The sequence below is a fragment of the Allobosea sp. 05T433 genome, from assembly GCF_056396065.1.
In genome coordinates this window covers 381,215-398,341 of the sequence record NZ_JBFTKS010000001.1, presented here as the reverse complement: position 1 = coordinate 398,341, position 17,127 = coordinate 381,215, and the positions used below count along the sequence as shown (strand labels likewise).

Here is a 17,127-nt window from a genome sequence, read left to right as displayed (position 1 = left end):
CCGTGCGCCTCCTAACGCTCTCCTACATCATCGCACTCGGTGCCGGGCTCGGGCTCGCCTCGGCGCATTATGCCGTCGCGGAGCGCCCTCCGCTCGGACGGCTGCAGGTCGGTTCATGGACCGCCTGGCCGCGCAGCGGCGGGCGTGATGTCGATCCCTATATGCGGGCCTATCTGGCCCGCGGCGTGCATCTGCCCCTTGGCTCCGGCGAAGGGCTCGAGTTCATCGCCGAACGCGACGAGAGCGGCCAGGTGCTCGACGGGCGCTGCCGCTATCTCGTCACCGGAACGACGCCGACGACGCGAGGCTGGACACTGAACGTCACGGACGCCGATGGCCACGCCTTTCACCTGCCGCTCGAACGCAGCGGATTCACCGATGCCGAGATCGTGCGCGACGAGAGCGCCGGTGTCCGGGTGGTTGCCGGGACGACGCCGGAGGCGGGGAACTGGCTGCCATTGCCCATTCGCGGGCGGTTCCAGTTTMGGCTGAGGCTCTATGATACCCCGATCTCTGGACATGCCAGCGAACTGCGCCCCGAGTCCCTTCCCCGCATCGGCCGGATCGATTGCCGATGACAAGTTTCGAGCCCTCCCACGGTGTTTCCGGTCCGGTCGTCGCGAAGGCAAAGCGGGCGATGAATTGGCGTCTGCGCATCACGACCGCGATCCGCCGCTTCGCACTGGCGACGCTGGCCGGGCTGGTGCTGGCCGGAATCGTCCATATCGTGATCGTGCTGCTGATCCCGCTCTTGTCGGAGCGCGATGCGGCAACGGCTTATGCGGCCTTGGGCGCCGGGGGGCAGGCCGAACTGGTATCGGCGCAGACCGCAGGCCTGCCGGCCCCGCGTGATGCCGACCCTGCCCTGGTGACCGCCGTTTGCAGCTATGATCTGAGTGCCGGCCCGATGCGGGTGGTGGCTCGCGTCGGATCACTGCCGCTGGGACTATCGCTGCACCGGCGTGGCGGCGGTGTCGGCTACGCCATCACGGACCGGGCCGCGATCCGCGGGGTTCTGGAATTCGTGGTGATGACCAGCGAACAGCTCGACGAGCGATTGGCACGCGACGAGGAGGGAGAGACCACCCGCGAACTGCGTGTCGTGTCCGACACGGAGCAAGGCCTGATCGTCGCGCGTGTCCTGGCGAAGCTGCCTTCCGACCGGCCCGATGCCGAGGCGATGGCCAAAGGCGTCGCCTGCGGCCTGGCGGATTGATCAGCCCTTGTAGACCACCGGCCTGGACGGCTCGTCACTCCGGAAGGTGCCGATCAGCGGCAACTTGCAGAGGGGCCCGGCCTCGGCCTCGAGCGCCATGATGCTGCGTTCGGCCCTGACCGCGTCGCGCGCCGGCATCTCGACGACGAGATTGGCCAGCGCATAGCGGTAGCTTTCCAGCCGGAAGGCGACACGCTCGCAGACCCAGAGAATCAGGCCTTCATTCTCGATCACGCGCGCCAGGGCCGGATCGTTCTGATCGGGCGGCACGAGAGGCGATGCCTCCAGCGTCTTCATCCGGATCCGGTCTGCCGCTACCACCCTGGCTGCATTGCCCCGGAACGGCCCGATCAGCAGGCGGTCGGCGTGGGCATCCTCGGCCAGCCGATTGTAGCGCGAGGCCTGCGACCGAAAGGAGCCGGATATCAGCGACCGATGATAATCGGAGATGTTGCTGGACTGAGCGGCTGCCGGCAGGATTCGGGCATAGGCCAGATCGGAGACCTGGCGCTCGAAGACATTGCGTTCATGTGCCGGCATGACGAAGCGCCAGGCGCGATCGCGCAACTGCTCCTCGTCGTCTGTCATATGGAAATACGATACGGCCTCGCCACGTGCGATTGCGGAGCCGAGGCCGATGCTTGGCGCAATGGTATCGTTCCAGATACCGGGACGCGGGCGGCCGAAGTCGCCGCTGCCCGGCGCACAGCCCGCTGCCGACAGGGCCACCGCCAGAGCCCATTGCAGGCTCCCCCTGCCCGCACCGGAACGCATACGCCGCAACAGGAGCATCACGCCGGCTGCCTGACACTCTTCGGAGCGGACTTGGCACGGGACCGGGTGCTCGGCTTGCGCTCCGGCCTGCCGGAAGCGCGCGGCTCCGGCGGGCGCTCGTAGCGAACACCGGTGAAGAACAGGATCGTTCCGGCTTCCCGGGGAATGGCCGGGAGCAGGCCAGCAACCCTGCGCCGACGCGGCGCGAAAGGAATGACGACGGCCATGATGCGCCTCCTTGGTTGGCGCCTTGGTTGCGGTCGAGGCAGGGAACGGATGGCACGGCGCGGGCCGGCGCCGGCAGCCGAGGCCCTCAAACCGCATCAGGCCCCGACATGGTTAACGCCACATTAACGCGTCGGGCATAAGTTGACGGAAACCACCCGAGTCTCCGACGAGTTGTCAGTATGCCGTCCCGAATCTCCGCCGATCTTGCGCAGCTCGCTCGTCTCGCGCGTGACGGCGGGCTCGATCTCAGCCAGGTTTCACTGCGTGTGAAAGCCGATCTGCTGATGTCGACTGCCCAGCCCTCCAGCGAGGATCTGGAGGCGTTTCGGGAGATGGCACTCGCCCTGATTCCCGCCATCGATGAGGGCACAGCCATCATCCTGGCGCGCAAGCTTGCCGGGTGGCGCCATGCGCAGGCTGATGTCCTGCAGGCGCTCAAGGCACGCGGTGGGGCTGTTCTGTCGACGCTGATGCGCCATGGCGGCCCGATCTCGCCCTCCGAGCTCGAAGACATTGCAGCCCATGGCGACGCAGCAGCTGCCATTGTCGTTGCCGAACGGGCCGACCTGCCGGCCAAGGCCAGCCTGATGCTGGCGGGTCGGGGCGAGCGGGCAGTCGATCTGGCGCTCCTCGCCAACCCGTCCGCCCCCCTGCCCCGGCCCGTGCTCGACCTCCTGCTCGACCGGGCGCGAGACGATGCMGCCTATGTGCCGGGCCTGCTTGTGCGGCGAGACATCAACAGCGCAGATCTGATCCCGCTCTTCCTGCATGCCGGAGCCGAACGACGCCGCGCCACAATCGAATCGCTTGCGGCGCTGGAGGCGGTCAGCCCATCGGAGAGACGCCCGGCGCCGACGCCGGAGACCTTTGCAGGCTGGCTCGCCACCGCCGAACAGGATCGCGATGGCCTCTTCGGTGCGCTCTCGAGCCAGCTGGGCACGGGCATCCGTCTCGCCGAGGCAATGGCCCGCGATCACTCGCGCGACCTGACGGCACTGACCTTGATCGCCGGCGGCGTCAGCGTCGAGGACGCGACGCGCCTCCTGATCCGGCTTGGCGACGATGCCGCCCATTCGGTGGAGCGCATTTTCGCCCTGGTGGCGCTGATGCGCTCGGTCACCCCAGGGGTGGCCTATCGGCTCGTCATGCAGATATCCGGCGAGAGCAAGGGTCTGTCCAGCCGCAAGGGCCAGCACCAGCCCCTCCTCGACCCGAGTGGAACGCCTGCCCGTTCCGGCGCCGCCAGGCCCGAAACTCGCTCGGTCCTCGACGAGGTCAGACGCGGACTTCGCGGCGGGCGCGAGCACGGCTGAGCGTTCGTATACGCTGCCGGGGGTCAGCCCTCGGCAAGGGCCAGTCTGGGATCGCCCTTCCGGTTCTCGATCTCGACGAGCCAGAGGTCCGGATCGAAACGACGTTCGCGCTCCACCCGTTCCTCAACGCTTAGCGGGTCGGAATCGAGGATCAGCTGAAAGCGGCGTGCGCCGCTCTCGTCCGCCAGCGCCTGCGGCGCAGGCCCGTAGAGCGCGGCGGTGCCGTCAAGCCGGTCGAGTTTGACGAAGATCGCCCCGGCCTCGCTGGCACCGCGGCGGCGCAGGACGGCATCGAAGCCGTCGAGTGCCGCCTGCCGCAAATAGGCTGAGACCCAAAAATCGCTGGTAAGACGCGCCATCGTCGGAAGGTACGCGATCTGCCTCAGTTTTCCACGGTGCGGCGCGGCGAAGCCGGCTTGGCCGAAGCCACGCCCCGGATTTCCGCCGGAGGCCGCATGTCGACACCGTTGATCAGATCGGCGATCGGATCCCGGTCACGCACCGGGGCGGGAGCACGCTGTGCGGCCGCCTGGGCCGGCGCAGGGCGCGGGGCCGCATTGACGGATGCCGGTGGACGCGGCGCCGCTTCACGAGCCGCCTGCGTCAAGCCGCCCGGGCGCGAAGGGGGCAATTGCGCGGGCTCCGCCGGAACGGATGCGGCCGGAGCGGGAGCGGCAGGGGCCTGCTCGGTGCGCCGCTCCGCGTTGCGCGGCGACGGGGTGGCCGTCGTGGATTGTGAGAGGATTGGCGAGGGATGACGCGCCTTCTGAAACAGGAGCGCGTTCATCAGGATGGCCGCGGCGGCAGCCGAGAACAGGGTCAGGATCAGGCTACGACCCGGGCGACGCAAGGTTGCGCGCCAGATCCGCATCAGGAAGGACGCCTTGCGGCGAGCCGGCGGGGCGCGTCTCGCCGGAGCGGACAGGGTCGCGTTCGAGTGAGCGCGGGCTGCGAGTGTGACGGACATGGTCGGCTCTCGATCAGGCAGTCAGACGATAGGGTTCTTTGGTTTCGAAGCCGCGGCGCGGCGCTCGGGCGAAGGTAACGATCTTTGCGGGCTCGGAGGCCTGGGCGACGCCGCCAACCGGTAACCTCACCGAGACGCGCGTGCCGACACCTGGAGCGCTCTCCACCGTCAGGCGGCCACCATGCAGGCCGACGAGGCCACGCACCACCGACAGGCCGAGACCGGTGCCCTCATAGGCGCGGTCATAGGAGCCCTTGGCCTGGAAGAAGGGGTCGCCCAACCGTGGCAGATCCGCGGCCGCAATGCCGATGCCGGTATCGGACACCGAAAGATCGAGCATATCGCCGTCACGCACCACGGCCAGCGTGACCCGGCCGCCAGCCGGCGTGAACTTGATCGCGTTCGAAAGCAGATTCAGCAGGACCTGCTTCAGCGCACGACGGTCGCCACGCAGCAACGGCAGATCCGGGCCGATGACGCGTTCCAGGGCAACCTTCTCCGCTTCGGCACGTAGCGCCATCAGCCTGCAGCCGTCCTGGGCAAGTTCCGCAAGATCGAGCGGCTCCTGCTCGATCGCCATGACTCCGCTCTCGATCTTGGAGACATCGAGCAAGGTATTGACGACATCGAGCAGGTGATGGCCGGAAGCATGAATGATATTGGCGTATTCGAGGCGCTTGCCAGCATCGAGCAGGCCGTAACTGTCGGTTCCCAGCATTTCCGAGAAGCCGATGATCGCGTTCAGCGGTGTGCGCAGCTCATGGCTCACCGTGGCGAGAAACTGTCCCTTCTCGTCGCTCGCACGGACGGCCTCGGCATGGCCGCGCGCCCGCTCTTCGTCGAGCGCACGACGCGCGGTGACGTCGCGCATGACGCAAACGACCGCAGCCCCGTCCCGCGGCCCGGCATTCGCGACGCGATGCGCCTGCATCTCGAGCCAGAGGGCCACCGGAGAGGACGGCGTTCCCGGCTCGTCCTGGCGCGGCACGAACAGCGTGCGGAAGCAGGCGCTCGCTGTCCCGTCACCGTGCGCGGCATCGCTGAGCGCCTTGAGGAAAAGGGGGCGGTCGGCGACATGGACACGCTCGAGCAGCCCTCGCCCGATCAGCTCGCGCGGCTCTGCGCCCGTCAAGGAGGCCGAAGCCGCATTGGCGAAGACAACGGCGCCGGTCGCATCATGCCAGGTCACGAGGTCTCCAACATGGTCGAGCAGGAGCTGCGCACGCACGCCGGAGGCGCGATGTTCGCGCATCTCGTCGTCACGCCGCCACAGGAAGCCGAAGGCAACCACCGAGACATGCAGGATTGCGGCAGCAGCCAATAGCGGCATGGCAGCGGAGACCCAGGGAGCCGGCTCCGCGGACAGGCCGAATGCATGCACGATTGCGACCGAAGCCAGGGCGCCGGCAGCGATGGCGCCGGCGCGGGCAACATAAGCCCGCGAGCCGAAGAACATGGCCTCCGCCGGAATGGCGGCGAGCCACAGCAGGAGTGGCGACGCGATCCCGCCGGTCATGCCGGAAAGCGCGACGATCAGGAGCGCCAGCGCTGCGGCCGAAATGCAATGGGCGAGTTCGAGCCGCCCGCTGCGCGAGAGAATGAAGACAGCCAGCAACGGAAGCGTCACCGCAATCAACACAAGCAGTTCAAGCGCGCCCATCGTACCCCGCCAGGCGAGATAGGCCGGAGCCAGGCTCAGGGCCACCGCGCCGAGCGTCAGCCGCGTCAGCATGAAGCGCTCGTGGCGGATGCGCTCAACGGAATTCGGCAGCACCGATGGATGAACCATCGCCGCTACCTGTGTCCTGATCGCCGTCATCGTGATGGGAAAACGCAACGCTCACCTCGGCAGGCCGACTTGCCTGTAACATCCCGATCCTTGCCGAGCCGGGTTTAAGCGGGGTTTAAGGCGATTGCCGACCGAACGCGCCGAACCTGTTCCGCGGAGAGAAATTCGACAAATTGTACAGATAGTTAGAGCAGTTCGGCCGACGAATTTCATCCATTTCGATGTTCGCAGCAGGGTGAACGGAAGCTGAAGATAGAGCTGCGCCTTCGATTCAAATGCATTGCTTACAAATGACGCGATCGTTTGAGATCCGGATCTAGGATGTCTTCGGGATCAGGGGCGAGCCGGCATTGCCGGCAACCGGGGAAACGAGCGATGGCCTATCTTCTGCGCAGCCTGGCGGTGATCGGGGTCATCGCCCTCAACTCACCCGTCCATGGCGGCAAAGCCGAAGATGGCGGCGCGGCTGATACCCTGCGCAACGTGGCGAAGGCTGCGAGCCAGGTCGATGTCAGGACAGTGGCGAATGGCGCCATGGCCGCCCGTGAGGCCGCAGAGATCCTGGCTGGTCTCGATCCGGAAACGCGCTCCCGCTTCCTGGCGCTCACGCTCAGTGCAGCAAACCAGAAACCTCTGGCCACTACCCGCTAGCAGACTCGCACCTATATCTTGAAGGGCGAGCGCTTGACGGGGGGCGCCGGTCGGCCGAAGACGCTCGCCGTTGCCGCCCCGCCCATGGCGCGGCTCCGAGCGGACAGGACATGAGCGCAAGCCTCGACGAGATCATCGCCAATTTCGAGCTGCTCGAAGAGTGGGACGACCGCTACCGGTATCTCATCGAGCTCGGCCGCAGCCTCGCCCCGCTGCCGGAAGAAGCGCATAACGACGACAACAAGGTCCGCGGCTGCGCCAGTCAGGTCTGGCTGGCGGCACGCAGGGAAGGCGGCCCCGGCGCAGGGACGCGCCTGCATTTCCTGGGGGACAGCGATGCCCATATCGTACGTGGCCTCGTTGCGCTGGCACTCGCGATCTATTCGGGCCGCACCGCCCAGGAGATCCTCGCGACGGACGCATTCACGATCTACCAATCCCTCGGGCTCGCAGCCCATCTGACGCCGCAACGCTCGAACGGCGTGCGCGCGATGATCGAACGCATCAAGACGGATGCCCGCAGGGCGGTCGCCTAAGACTGCTCAAGACCGAATGCGGCGGGCGCAGTGAAAGCTGTCGCGCGGCCGGTTAAGCCTCGCCTCCTGCCGCTTCCTCATTTGCTTCGCTGGGGGATGTCGGCGCCCCCAGGCGACGGCTGGGACCGATGAGCCGAGGCACGACGCGATCCCCGCCGAGCACGCCGGCAAGCGGCAGCGCCATGAAAAAGGCCGCCGGGAACCCGGCGGCCAGACGAACTGTTTGGTCGCAAGCGCTGCCCACATTGGCAGCGCCGTCCTCCGCGACAAGCAATCAGCGGCGCTTGCGGCGCTGCTGACCCAAGCCCATTTTCTTCGCCAGCTGCGAGCGCGCCTCGGCGTAGTTGGGAGCCACCATCGGGTAGTCGGGCGGCAGACCCCACTTTTCGCGATACTGCTCGGGCGACATATTGTACTGCGTACGAAGATGACGCTTCAGCGACTTGAACTTCTTCCCGTCCTCAAGGCAGATCAGATAGTCGGCCGTGATGGATTTCTTGACCGGAATGGCCGGCTTGGGCGCCTCGGCAGGCACAACCGGCGCAACACCACCAACAACGCGGCTCAGGGCGGCATGCACATCGCTGATCAAAGCGGGCAGTTCGGACGTAGGAACAGAATTGTTCGACACATAAGCGGACACGATGTCCGCGGTCAGCTCGATGAAATCCGAGCCGTCGTTGTCGGTCATGGCGAAAATACTCCTTATGTGTTCTTGGACAAAAAAATCGTCGGATCGGCCTGAACGTCCCGCGACTGAAGCCTTCGTTCTTCCAGCCCAGCAGCTGGTCAAGAGCTGCCCAAGCCAGAATCACAAAAAGCGAGACGACGAGGAAACGGTTTAATGCATAGAAAACACTCTCGCAAGACAATAATCGATCGCATGAATACATTCAAACGCCCGACTTACTGCACCCACGAACATTGTTCATAGCGTCCGTATTGTGTCGCGGCCATGATCATGCTCGGTCTGGTTGTCTTGCTCGCGCCACACACCGGCCTTACCTGTTCATTGCGCGCGCGAAGTACCCAAGTGTCCTATGCCTACCCGGATTTGAACTCCGAACCTTCGTGAACATCGCAACAAACGACGTTGACTACGCAACGATACCCACATCGCCCTCAATCCTTAACGCCATCTTAAGACAGTGCGAGCCCTGCCGTGACCAAACGCCTCCCCTTGCCTCCCCGTGCCGAGAAGCGGCCGGAGACCCGTACCGTTCACGGAGTTGCGCTGAGCGACGCCTATGGCTGGCTCAGGGCCGAGAACTGGAAGGATGTTCTCCGGGACCCCGGCAAACTGCCTGCAGATATTCGCGCCTATCTTGAAGCTGAGAACACCTATTGCGCAGCATTGATGGCACCGACGCGTGCTCTGCAGCGCGATCTGGTCAAGGAAATGCGCGGCCGGATCAAGGAAGACGATGCAGCCGTCCCACAGCCGGACGGCGCCTTCCTCTATTATTCGCGCTATCGGCGCGGCGGCGAACATCCTCTGATCTGCCGCAAGCCGCGCATCAGGCCCGAAAAGGGCGAAGCCCGCGAGCAGCTCCTGCTCGATGCCGACGCCCTGGCAAAGGGCAAGGACTTCTTCGAGCTCGGCGACGCGGCCCACAGCCCCGATCACAGCTTGCTTGCCTGGAGTGCGGACGAGGCGGGCTCGGAGCTCCACGACATCAAGGTCCGCGACCTTGCCACCGGAGCGGATCTGGACGACCGGATCACCGACACCACCGGCGACATCGTCTGGGCGCCCGATTCACGCTCCTTCGCCTATGTCCGTCTCGACGCCGATCACCGCCCGTCGCAGGTCTTCCGCCATCGACTTGGCACCGGGATGGACGAGGACGAACTCCTGCATGACGAGCAGGATGCAGGCATGTTCGTCGATATCGACGAGACCCAGTCCGGCCGCTTCCTGCTGATCTCGATCAGCGATCATGAAACCTCGGAGACCCGCTTCGTCGATCTTGCCGCACCGCAGGCTGAGCCGGTCCTGATCGCGCCGCGCGAGACGGGCCGCCAGTACAGCGTCGAGCATCACGGCGACGACTTCCTGATCCTGACCAATGCCGATGCCGAGGACTTCAAGATCGTCTCGGCCCCGCTCGCATCCCCATCGCCGGAGAATTGGCAGGACCTGATACCGCACCGATCAGGCCGCCTGATCCTCAGCCATCTCTGCCTGAAGGATCGGCTCATCCGGCTCGAACGCGAGGATGGCCTGCCGCGCATCGTCATCCGCGACCTCGCCAGCGGCGCCGAGAGCAGCATCTCCTTCGACGAGGAGGCCTATGGTCTCGGCCTCGATGCCGGCTACGAATTCGAAACCGACACGCTGCGCTTCCTCTATGCCTCGATGGCGCGCCCGGCCGAAACCTACGACTACAACATGGCGACGGGAGAGCGGACGCTGCTGAAGCGCCAGGAGGTTCCGTCCGGCCACGATCCGGCGGCCTATCGGGTGCGACGCGTCTTCGCGACGGCGAAGGACGGAGCCAGGGTCCCTGTCTCGCTTCTGCACCGGGCCGACCTTGCCCTCGATGGTTCAGCGCCCTGTCTGCTCTATGGCTACGGCTCCTACGGCGCGGCCATGTCGGCCTCGTTCCGGACCAATCCGCTCAGCTTGGTCGATCGCGGCTTCGTCTATGCCATTGCCCATATCCGCGGCGGCACCGACAAGGGCTGGCGCTGGTATCTCGACGGCAAGCGCGAGAAAAAGACCAACACCTTCACGGACTTCATCGCGGCGGCCGAGATGCTGGCCGATACCGGCTTTACTGCACGCGGCCGCATCGTCGCGCAGGGTGGCAGCGCCGGCGGCATGCTGATGGGCGCAATCGCAAACATGGCCCCGGAGCTGTTCGCCGGCATCATCGCCGAGGTCCCCTTCGTCGATGTGCTCAACACGATCCTTGACGACACGCTGCCGCTCACCCCGCCGGAATGGCCGGAATGGGGGAACCCGATCCGGGACGTCGAAGCCTTCCACATGATCAAGAGCTATTCGCCCTATGACAACGTCCAGGCGCAGGCTTACCCGCCGCTGCTCGCGATGGGCGGGCTCACCGACCCTCGTGTGACCTATTGGGAACCGGCAAAATGGGTCGCGCAACTGCGCGCGACCATGACCGGCGGCGGGCCGGTCCTGCTGCACACCAATATGGAGGCCGGCCATGGCGGCTCGGCCGGGCGCTTCGACTCGCTGAGGGAGGTGGCGCTGGCCTATGCCTTCGCCATCCACACGATCCGCGAGGGATGGCCGGAGCAAGCGGCCGCCAAGAGCTGATCAGCCGCCAAGCCTGCTCTTCTCGCTGGCGAGATAGGTCTTGAGCTCGTCCATCGAGGCGAACTTGTACTCGCCATCGGGCGTACGAGCCTGGATGGAACCATCAGCATACATCGTGAAATGCGTGTCGCCGACCTGATAAGCTCCGACGACGCCCTCGTCGGAGGTCGCCGGGCCGGGCGGCTCGGGAACCGTTTCCGTCTCTTCGCCGGAGATTGCCTCCTCGGCTTCATCCAGCGGCTCGCCCTCAGCCTCGGTCTCCTCGAAGACCGGCTCGATCCGAGATTCCGCCTCAGTCGTGTCCGGTTGGACCTCCGGCGCATCCGCACTCTCGACATCCGGCTCCAGCCGTGGCGCTCCGCTGGTCAGCGGCGGCCAGCGCGGTATCGTAGGCTCATCCGCCACTTGCTCGGGCTCGCCAAAAGTCGGCTCACGCCGGCCGAAGGCCGGTGCCATCCAGGCGGCGGCCTCGTCGATCTCGCGATCGCGCTGATCGAACGATGTTTCTCCCACCGGCAGATCGGGCTCCGGTTCGGGCTCGAAATCGGGTTCCGGGCGCTGCGGACCGAACGAGAGATGCTGGCGCAAGGCGCCGAAATCATCGGCTTCCACGGGGCGCTTGGCCTCCTCCGGGCGCGGCCTCTCGACCTGCGGCCACCAGGCTGGCGCTTGAGGCGAACGCAGGTCTTCGTCACCCGCCACAGCGCCCGTGTCGGCGTCCTCGACCTCTCCGGCGGCTTCGTCCTCATGCTGCGTCACGAAGGAAGCGGCAATCGACGGGGTGCCAACGTCCGGCGCAAGCTCGGGCAGCACCGCTTCCGTTTCATGCGGCTCATGCAGCTCGGCCGTGGGGGCATCCGCCCTGCCCTTTTCGGGCTCCTCGACCGCGTCAATGGCCTCCTCACGCCGGTCAGCGGGCAGCTCCGAGGGGTGCGTGATCTCATCGAACAGATCGCTGATCACAGGCTCAGGCAAGTCCTGGGCGGCAGCGGGAGCATCCTCAGCGCCACCGCGCATTGAAGCAGCCAGGGCCCCGCCGGCGGCGACAAGCCCGGCCCCTGCTGCCACGGTGCCAAGGCCCGGAAGCGTCGACCGGGCTTCGCCCGGGATCGTCCGTACATCGTCATCCATCTCCACCGATGCCCGCGCCGCGTCAGCGGCGGAAGGCCCGGCTGAGGCCACCGTCAGCGCACCGGCAATCGCCACCCTGACGCGGCGCAGTTCCACCAGGACCCACGACAGGGCAAGCAGGATGATCCCAGCAGCGACAGCCACGCTGCCGGCTATGACCAGGGTGAAGCCCCGCTCGAGCACGAGGTAGGGCCAGCCATTAACGATGGCAGCGATGCCACCGGCAAAGAACCCCAGGCCCAACAGAACGAAGATCGTTATCAACGCAGTACCCTCAGTATCCACCGGAGGCAGGCGGCTTCATCGCCTCTCCGATCATCTTCTAACTTATTGAATAAGAGACTGTTTCACAATTCGCACTGAACTATGCCTGCAAATGGCCTGTTCATTGTGCCCCGTCCCGCATGTTTCGGGCCGTTTGCTCCGACGCAATATCATGGCCCACGGCGCGCCAAGCCGGTTGCCGGCCGGAAGCGGGAGGCTTAACTATCGCGTGGAATGGCGGCTGATCCGCCGGGCTGGCAAGTCCCAAGCCGTTCATGACGAAGCCATTCTCAGCAGTGTGATTTGACAGCCTAAGGAGAGGCCAAATGACCTTTACCCTTCCCGATCTGCCCTACGCCCATGACGCGCTCCAGCCGTTCATGTCGCGGGAGACGCTGGAATATCACCACGACAAGCACCACCAAGCCTATGTCACCAACGGCAACAACGCGATCAAGGGCACCGAATTCGAGGGCAAATCGCTCGAAGAGATAGTCAAGGGCTCCTACGGCAAGAACCCGGCTGTCTTCAACAATGCCGGCCAGCACTACAACCACCTCCATTTCTGGAAGTGGATGAAGCCCAATGGCGGCGGCAAGCTGCCGGGCGCGCTGGAGAAAGCCGTCGTCGATTCGTTCGGCTCCGTCGACAAGTTCAAGGAAGACTTCGTTGCGGCTGGCGTTGGCCAGTTCGGCTCCGGCTGGGCCTGGCTCGAGGTCAAGGGCGGCAAGCTCGCGATCAGCAAGACCCCGAATGGCGAGAGCCCGCTGGTTCACGGCGGCACGCCGATCCTCGGCGTCGATGTCTGGGAGCACTCCTACTACATCGACTATCGCAACCGCCGTCCCGACTACCTCAAGGCCTTCCTCGAGAGCCTGGTGAACTGGGACTACGTTGCTGAACTCTACGACGGCGCCAAGGCCTGACGGCAGCGCAGTCGTGACCCTATGCGACGGGGCCCTTTCGGGCCCCGTTTTGCATTCTTGGTAGGGTGACGGTCAGGCCGCCACGCTGTGCAGGAATTGGTCGACCGTCGCGCGCAGTCGCAATGCCTGGGCCGCAACCTCGCCAGCGGCATCCCGAACCTGCCCCGCAGATTGTCCGGTCTCCTCGACGCTGTCCGCGAGCACGCTGAGATCGCTCGACACCGACAGCGCTGAAGAGCTTGCCATCGCAACGCCGCTGGCAATCTCGCCGGTCGCGATCGCCTGCTGCTCGATCGACGTTGCGACCGCGTTCGTGAAGTTCTCGATCGCGCCCATTCGGTTGGCGATGTTCAAAATGGCGCCGACGACCTCACCGGTCGCCCCCTGGATGGCGCCAACCTGTGTCACGATCCGATCTGTTGCATCCGCCGTCTGCGCCGCAAGACTCTTCACCTCCGACGCAACGACCGCGAAGCCACGCCCAGCGTCGCCGGCGCGCGCAGCCTCGATCGTCGCGTTGAGCGCCAGCAGATTCGTCTGTGCGGCGATATCCCGGATCAGATTCACCACCTCGCCGATCGCGCGAGCCGTTTCGTCCAGCGCTTGTACCGAACCCGCGGTGTCGCGCGAGGCTGAGGCTGCCTCGACGATCTCGGTGCGGACATGCCGGATCTGAAACTCGACCTCGCGGATGGCCGCGCCCATCTCTTCGGCGGCCTGTGCGGCGTTCTCGACATTGGCCGAGGCCCCGTGCGAGTTCTGGGCGGCGCGGGCCGCACGTCCCGACGACTCTGCCGCAACACGCGCCAGGCCATCCGACGCTTCGCTCATCCGTTCGGCGTTGTTCTTGAATGCCTCCAGCGCGGCACCAACCTCGCCCCGGAACAGGGCAATCGATTCGTCGACGCGGCGCTGCTGGTAGCGGCGTTCGGCCTCGGTGACGTGCTGGGCCTCCTGGAGGGCCGCACGCTCTCCCAACCGGACCTTGAGCACGCTGAGCGCCTGCGCGATCGCGCCGATCTCGTCCCTCCGGTCTGCCGCGTCGATCGGTGTATCGAGCTTGCCGTCGGAGATGCTGACGATGGCCTGGGTCATGCTCTTCAGCGGCCGCATCGTGCGCGACAGGGAAACCCAGAGCAGCGGTCCGAGAATGAGCAGGATCAGAACGCCGATGCCGATCGTGACGAACTGCTCAAAGGAGGCCCGCGCATTGAGGCGCGTCTTGTCGAACCGGACGGCTACATAGCCGACCTGCTTCTGGTTCGGCCCAATCCGCACCGAACGAAGCTGGACGAGGTAGACATTATCCTCAAGCTGAAGAGTATCGCGCTCCTTCAAGGCATCCCAGGGCTCGCGCCCAAGTGCCGCCGCCAATGAGCGTGGGGTGAGCGAAAGCCTGCTCTCGGTCGATTCGCCGGCGCTCGCCAGGGCAACGATGTCATCGGCGACGAAGCCGGCATTGAAATCGGGGTCCTGACGCAGCGATTCGAGGATGTATCCCAGTGTCGTGGTGTCACGGGACAGAATTAGCGCCGGAGCGGCATTCGTGACCATGCTGGTCAGCGCAGCGATCTTGTGCTCGAGATCGTCGCGGGTCTGGGCCTGATTATAGCGTGATGCCACGATCACGAGGATGAGGATGGCCGCCGCGACGATGGCAATCGCCGCCCCAGCGATCCTGCTGCCGAGCGAGAGCGAACCGCGTGTTCCAGCCGAGCGCTTCGATGCAACCATCGCGATCGCCCCAGATCGCTTCAACCATGCCATAGCGCCGAGATCTCCGCCGGAGGCTGCAAGGGTAGGATCCGAACGGACCGGTGCTTACAAACTGAGCGATCACGGTAAATTTTCGATTGCGTAGGGTTAGCTTCGCGGCAAAGTTTTTGGCCGGCACCGACCTGTGGTCAAAACAGCTCCGAGAAGCGCGCAATTCTGAAGCCCGGCGGAGGCACGAACGCGGCAAGGGCAGCGTGTTCGAGCGCGCGCGTGGCGATCACCGGATCGAGCCGCGCCAGTTCGTCATCGATATGTCCGGGATGACACATCACAAGATGTGCCGCTCCGGGCGCGATCAGGAAATGGCGCAGATCCGCGCCGAAGTCGCGTTCGGAATCGAATGGCGAAACGCCAGAGAAGCCCCGGTTGACCGGGATCCCGCGCCGCAAAGCCTGCGAGCGCAGGCCCACGGCCAGACCAGCGATCACCAGTGCCTTGCCTACCGCCACCCCGCGCTGGCGGATCGCCCGGGCCGAGTCGGCCGGATCGCGCAGATAGACCGTCCCTTCCGGGTAGTGGCGCTGGATCGCCCGCAGCACCGCTCCGCGGACGCCCGGCAGCACGTGGACGTGCTGATGGCCGTCGACAAAATCCGGGGCGCGGCCCAGCGCGTCCTCGAAGGCTTCGAGCTGACGGCCGATCTCGCCCGCGATCTCGGCGCGGGCTGCGGCCGAGGTCGCCGCCGCCCGCGCGAGATCGCCGAGCCTTGGGAACATGCCCGCTGGCGCGACCCGCTGCATCGGCCCAAGCGGGGCAGCGCAGGTCAGATTGAGATGCAGCCCGAGATCAGCCCTGCCGGAAAAGCTGCCCAGTTCGGAGGCAAGGCGCTGCCAATGCGGCCGGTTTGTCATTGCGCCCGTCGCCGAGAGCTTTCCAAGCGCAAGCAATTCCAGGATCGAACGGCTGACGCCTTCGGTCATGGCAAAATCATCGGCACAAAGAACGAAACGGATCGTCATCGATTTCGTTGTCCAGGGTTCATCCGCGATGGTGTAAGGGGCCCGTCGTAGGACTTGTGAGCACAACAGCTTTACGGTTCTGTGCCCATCGCGTCACCCGTGTCGAGCCCGGCTTCGCCGGAAGGCGGGGCCGGCCCGTCCTGGCCGGATCAAGAGGTCAGTCGTGTCGGAAACTTCGCCCGCTCCCAGCCTCGCAGTGCAGCGCCCCGCGCCTGCCCGGCCGGAGCTCTCCATCGTCGTCCCCGTTCACAACGAGGCCGATAATCTGCCGCTTCTCGTCGAGCGCCTGAAATCCGTGCTGACAGGCGTGGTTTCGTCCTGGGAAATGATCTGCATCGATGACGGCAGCCGCGACGGCTCGCTCTCCGTGCTGCGCCTGCTGAACGCCAGCGACCCGCGCATCAATGCCGTGTCGTTCAGCCGCAATTTCGGCAAGGAGATCGCCATCGCCGCCGGGCTCGACCATGCTTCGGGCGATGCGGTGGTGATCATGGACGCCGATCTGCAGCATCCGCCGGAAACCATCCTGACCTTCCTCGCCAAGTGGCGGGAAGGATATCTCAACATCTACGGCCAGCGCGCCGACCGCTCGGGCGAGAGCCGGCTGAAACGCGGCTTCGCCAAGGCTTTCTATCGGGTCTTCGCCAGTTTCGGCGAGACGGAGTTGCCGGAGGGCGCGGGCGATTTCCGCCTGCTTGACCGCCGTGTTGTGGACGCATTGCGCGCCCTGCCGGAGCGGGCACGGTTTTCCAAGGGTCTCTATGCCTGGGTCGGCTTCCCCTCGACCGGCGTGACCTTCGAAGTCGCCGAGCGCCAGCACGGCGTCACCAAGTTCAGCTTCCGCAAGCTGTTCAGCTTCGCCTTCGACGGGTTGTCCTCGTTCTCGACCGTGCCGCTCAAGATAGCGACCTGGACGGGGGTGATCATCGCCCTGATCTCGACCTTCAGCGCCTTGTTCTTCCTGTTGCGGACGCTGCTCTACGGCACCGACCTGCCTGGCTTCCCTTCGCTGATCGTGTCGATCATGTTCTTCTCGGGCATCCAGCTGATTTCGCTCGGGCTGATCGGCGAGTATGTCGGACGCATCTTCGCGGAAGTGAAGCGCCGGCCACTCTACCTGATCGGCGAGCGGGTCGGTTTCAACGCGCGCGCCGTCGATCATCCGCGCGGCGACGCATTGCCGCCATTGATCCGCTAAGAATGGTGCAGACGATTCGGCTTGTTCCGGCGCAGGCGAGCGCGCCTTGGGGCAAGAGCGAGGCCTGGAGTTCGAGCATGACGCCGTCCGCACGCCGGAAACCACATCCC

At 65.5% G+C, this 17,127-nt stretch carries 17 protein-coding genes; 8 read left to right on the top strand and 9 right to left on the bottom strand.

The genetic code is table 11. The features are described 5' to 3' along the window. Positions 1-2 precede the first annotated feature (2 nt). Both AC1DGP_RS01830 and AC1DGP_RS01825 read left to right on the top strand, forming a co-directional pair. Positions 3-578 carry a DUF1214 domain-containing protein gene (locus AC1DGP_RS01830; protein WP_441506507.1) on the top strand — a complete coding sequence of 192 codons (576 nt, stop codon included), beginning with the start codon at positions 3-5 and terminating at the stop codon, positions 576-578. Then, on the top strand, positions 575-1,216 hold the full coding sequence (locus AC1DGP_RS01825) for a DUF1254 domain-containing protein (protein ID WP_441506506.1): 642 nt from the start codon (positions 575-577) through the stop codon (positions 1,214-1,216). The genes AC1DGP_RS01830 and AC1DGP_RS01825 overlap by 4 nt, the downstream gene beginning before the upstream one ends. On the opposite strand, the gene AC1DGP_RS01820 is transcribed toward AC1DGP_RS01825, so the two are convergent. Together AC1DGP_RS01820 and AC1DGP_RS01815 are read right to left on the bottom strand one after the other, a co-directional pair. Next, positions 1,217-2,011 carry a hypothetical protein gene (locus AC1DGP_RS01820; RefSeq protein WP_441506505.1) on the bottom strand — a complete coding sequence of 265 codons (795 nt, stop codon included), beginning with the start codon at positions 2,009-2,011 and terminating at the stop codon, positions 1,217-1,219. After that, positions 2,008-2,217: a hypothetical protein gene (locus AC1DGP_RS01815; protein ID WP_441506504.1), complete on the bottom strand. Its 210-nt coding sequence runs from the start codon at positions 2,215-2,217 to the stop codon at positions 2,008-2,010. The genes AC1DGP_RS01820 and AC1DGP_RS01815 overlap by 4 nt, the downstream gene beginning before the upstream one ends. Before the next feature lie 180 nt (positions 2,218-2,397). Between AC1DGP_RS01815 and AC1DGP_RS01810 the strand changes: the two genes are divergently transcribed. After that, positions 2,398-3,531, top strand: a complete 1,134-nt coding sequence (locus tag AC1DGP_RS01810) for a DUF2336 domain-containing protein (protein ID WP_441506503.1) — start codon at positions 2,398-2,400, stop codon at positions 3,529-3,531. Between the two features lie 23 nt (positions 3,532-3,554). Here the strand turns inward: AC1DGP_RS01810 and AC1DGP_RS01805 are convergent, their stop codons facing one another. The 3 genes from AC1DGP_RS01805 to AC1DGP_RS01795 are packed head-to-tail and all read right to left on the bottom strand — an operon-like array spanning position 3,555 to position 6,335. Next, on the bottom strand, positions 3,555-3,890 hold the full coding sequence (locus AC1DGP_RS01805) for a DUF1491 family protein (RefSeq protein ID WP_069877409.1): 336 nt from the start codon (positions 3,888-3,890) through the stop codon (positions 3,555-3,557). Between the two features lie 23 nt (positions 3,891-3,913). Then, positions 3,914-4,498, bottom strand: coding sequence for a hypothetical protein (locus AC1DGP_RS01800; RefSeq protein ID WP_441506502.1), 585 nt, complete (start codon positions 4,496-4,498; stop codon positions 3,914-3,916). A gap of 13 nt (positions 4,499-4,511) precedes the next feature. Beyond that, the gene (locus tag AC1DGP_RS01795; protein WP_441506501.1) at positions 4,512-6,335 is read right to left on the bottom strand and encodes a PAS domain-containing sensor histidine kinase; all 1,824 of its coding nucleotides are present in this window, start codon (positions 6,333-6,335) and stop codon (positions 4,512-4,514) included. Between the two features lie 327 nt (positions 6,336-6,662). On the opposite strand from AC1DGP_RS01795, the gene AC1DGP_RS01790 reads away from it, so the two are divergent. Both AC1DGP_RS01790 and AC1DGP_RS01785 read left to right on the top strand, forming a co-directional pair. Then, a complete protein-coding gene (locus tag AC1DGP_RS01790; protein ID WP_441488986.1) occupies positions 6,663-6,938 on the top strand; it encodes a hypothetical protein in 276 nt (91 codons plus the stop codon). 110 nt (positions 6,939-7,048) lie between these two features. After that, a complete protein-coding gene (locus tag AC1DGP_RS01785) occupies positions 7,049-7,474 on the top strand; it encodes a SufE family protein (RefSeq protein ID WP_441506500.1) in 426 nt (141 codons plus the stop codon). Between the two features lie 274 nt (positions 7,475-7,748). On the opposite strand, the gene AC1DGP_RS01780 is transcribed toward AC1DGP_RS01785, so the two are convergent. Further along, positions 7,749-8,165, bottom strand: coding sequence for a Ros/MucR family transcriptional regulator (locus tag AC1DGP_RS01780; protein WP_043233741.1), 417 nt, complete (start codon positions 8,163-8,165; stop codon positions 7,749-7,751). A 471-nt stretch (positions 8,166-8,636) separates the two neighbouring features. On the opposite strand from AC1DGP_RS01780, the gene AC1DGP_RS01775 reads away from it, so the two are divergent. Next, positions 8,637-10,763: a S9 family peptidase gene (locus AC1DGP_RS01775; protein ID WP_476831683.1), complete on the top strand. Its 2,127-nt coding sequence runs from the start codon at positions 8,637-8,639 to the stop codon at positions 10,761-10,763. Here AC1DGP_RS01775 and AC1DGP_RS01770 read toward each other — a convergent pair whose 3' ends face one another. Further along, positions 10,764-12,158: a hypothetical protein gene (locus tag AC1DGP_RS01770; protein WP_476831682.1), complete on the bottom strand. Its 1,395-nt coding sequence runs from the start codon at positions 12,156-12,158 to the stop codon at positions 10,764-10,766. A 326-nt stretch (positions 12,159-12,484) separates the two neighbouring features. Between AC1DGP_RS01770 and AC1DGP_RS01765 the strand changes: the two genes are divergently transcribed. Further along, positions 12,485-13,084 carry a superoxide dismutase gene (locus tag AC1DGP_RS01765; protein ID WP_069877416.1) on the top strand — a complete coding sequence of 200 codons (600 nt, stop codon included), beginning with the start codon at positions 12,485-12,487 and terminating at the stop codon, positions 13,082-13,084. 72 nt (positions 13,085-13,156) lie between these two features. On the opposite strand, the gene AC1DGP_RS01760 is transcribed toward AC1DGP_RS01765, so the two are convergent. Beyond that, positions 13,157-14,818, bottom strand: coding sequence for a methyl-accepting chemotaxis protein (locus AC1DGP_RS01760; protein ID WP_441506497.1), 1,662 nt, complete (start codon positions 14,816-14,818; stop codon positions 13,157-13,159). Positions 14,819-14,988: 170 nt separating this feature from the next. Then, entirely contained in the window at positions 14,989-15,819 is an 831-nt protein-coding gene (locus AC1DGP_RS01755) for a ChbG/HpnK family deacetylase (protein WP_476831681.1), read from the bottom strand. A 163-nt stretch (positions 15,820-15,982) separates the two neighbouring features. Between AC1DGP_RS01755 and AC1DGP_RS01750 the strand changes: the two genes are divergently transcribed. Then, complete coding sequence (locus AC1DGP_RS01750) at positions 15,983-17,017, top strand: glycosyltransferase family 2 protein (protein WP_441488979.1); 1,035 nt, start codon at positions 15,983-15,985, stop codon at positions 17,015-17,017. Positions 17,018-17,127 lie beyond the last annotated feature (110 nt).

Excerpts from the sequence above, each read along its gene's own strand:
- AC1DGP_RS01825 (WP_441506506.1), top strand. The coding sequence starts at position 575 with ATGACAAGTTTCGAGCCCTCCCACGGTGTTTCCGGTCCGGTCGTCGCG.
- AC1DGP_RS01815 (WP_441506504.1), bottom strand. The coding sequence starts at position 2,217 with ATGGCCGTCGTCATTCCTTTCGCGCCGCGTCGGCGCAGGGTTGCTGGC.
- AC1DGP_RS01805 (WP_069877409.1), bottom strand. The coding sequence starts at position 3,890 with ATGGCGCGTCTTACCAGCGATTTTTGGGTCTCAGCCTATTTGCGGCAG.
- AC1DGP_RS01800 (WP_441506502.1), bottom strand. The coding sequence starts at position 4,498 with ATGTCCGTCACACTCGCAGCCCGCGCTCACTCGAACGCGACCCTGTCC.
- AC1DGP_RS01790 (WP_441488986.1), top strand. The coding sequence starts at position 6,663 with ATGGCCTATCTTCTGCGCAGCCTGGCGGTGATCGGGGTCATCGCCCTC.
- AC1DGP_RS01785 (WP_441506500.1), top strand. The coding sequence starts at position 7,049 with ATGAGCGCAAGCCTCGACGAGATCATCGCCAATTTCGAGCTGCTCGAA.
- AC1DGP_RS01780 (WP_043233741.1), bottom strand. The coding sequence starts at position 8,165 with ATGACCGACAACGACGGCTCGGATTTCATCGAGCTGACCGCGGACATC.
- AC1DGP_RS01765 (WP_069877416.1), top strand. The coding sequence starts at position 12,485 with ATGACCTTTACCCTTCCCGATCTGCCCTACGCCCATGACGCGCTCCAG.
- AC1DGP_RS01760 (WP_441506497.1), bottom strand. The coding sequence starts at position 14,818 with ATGGTTGCATCGAAGCGCTCGGCTGGAACACGCGGTTCGCTCTCGCTC.
- AC1DGP_RS01755 (WP_476831681.1), bottom strand. The coding sequence starts at position 15,819 with ATGACGATCCGTTTCGTTCTTTGTGCCGATGATTTTGCCATGACCGAA.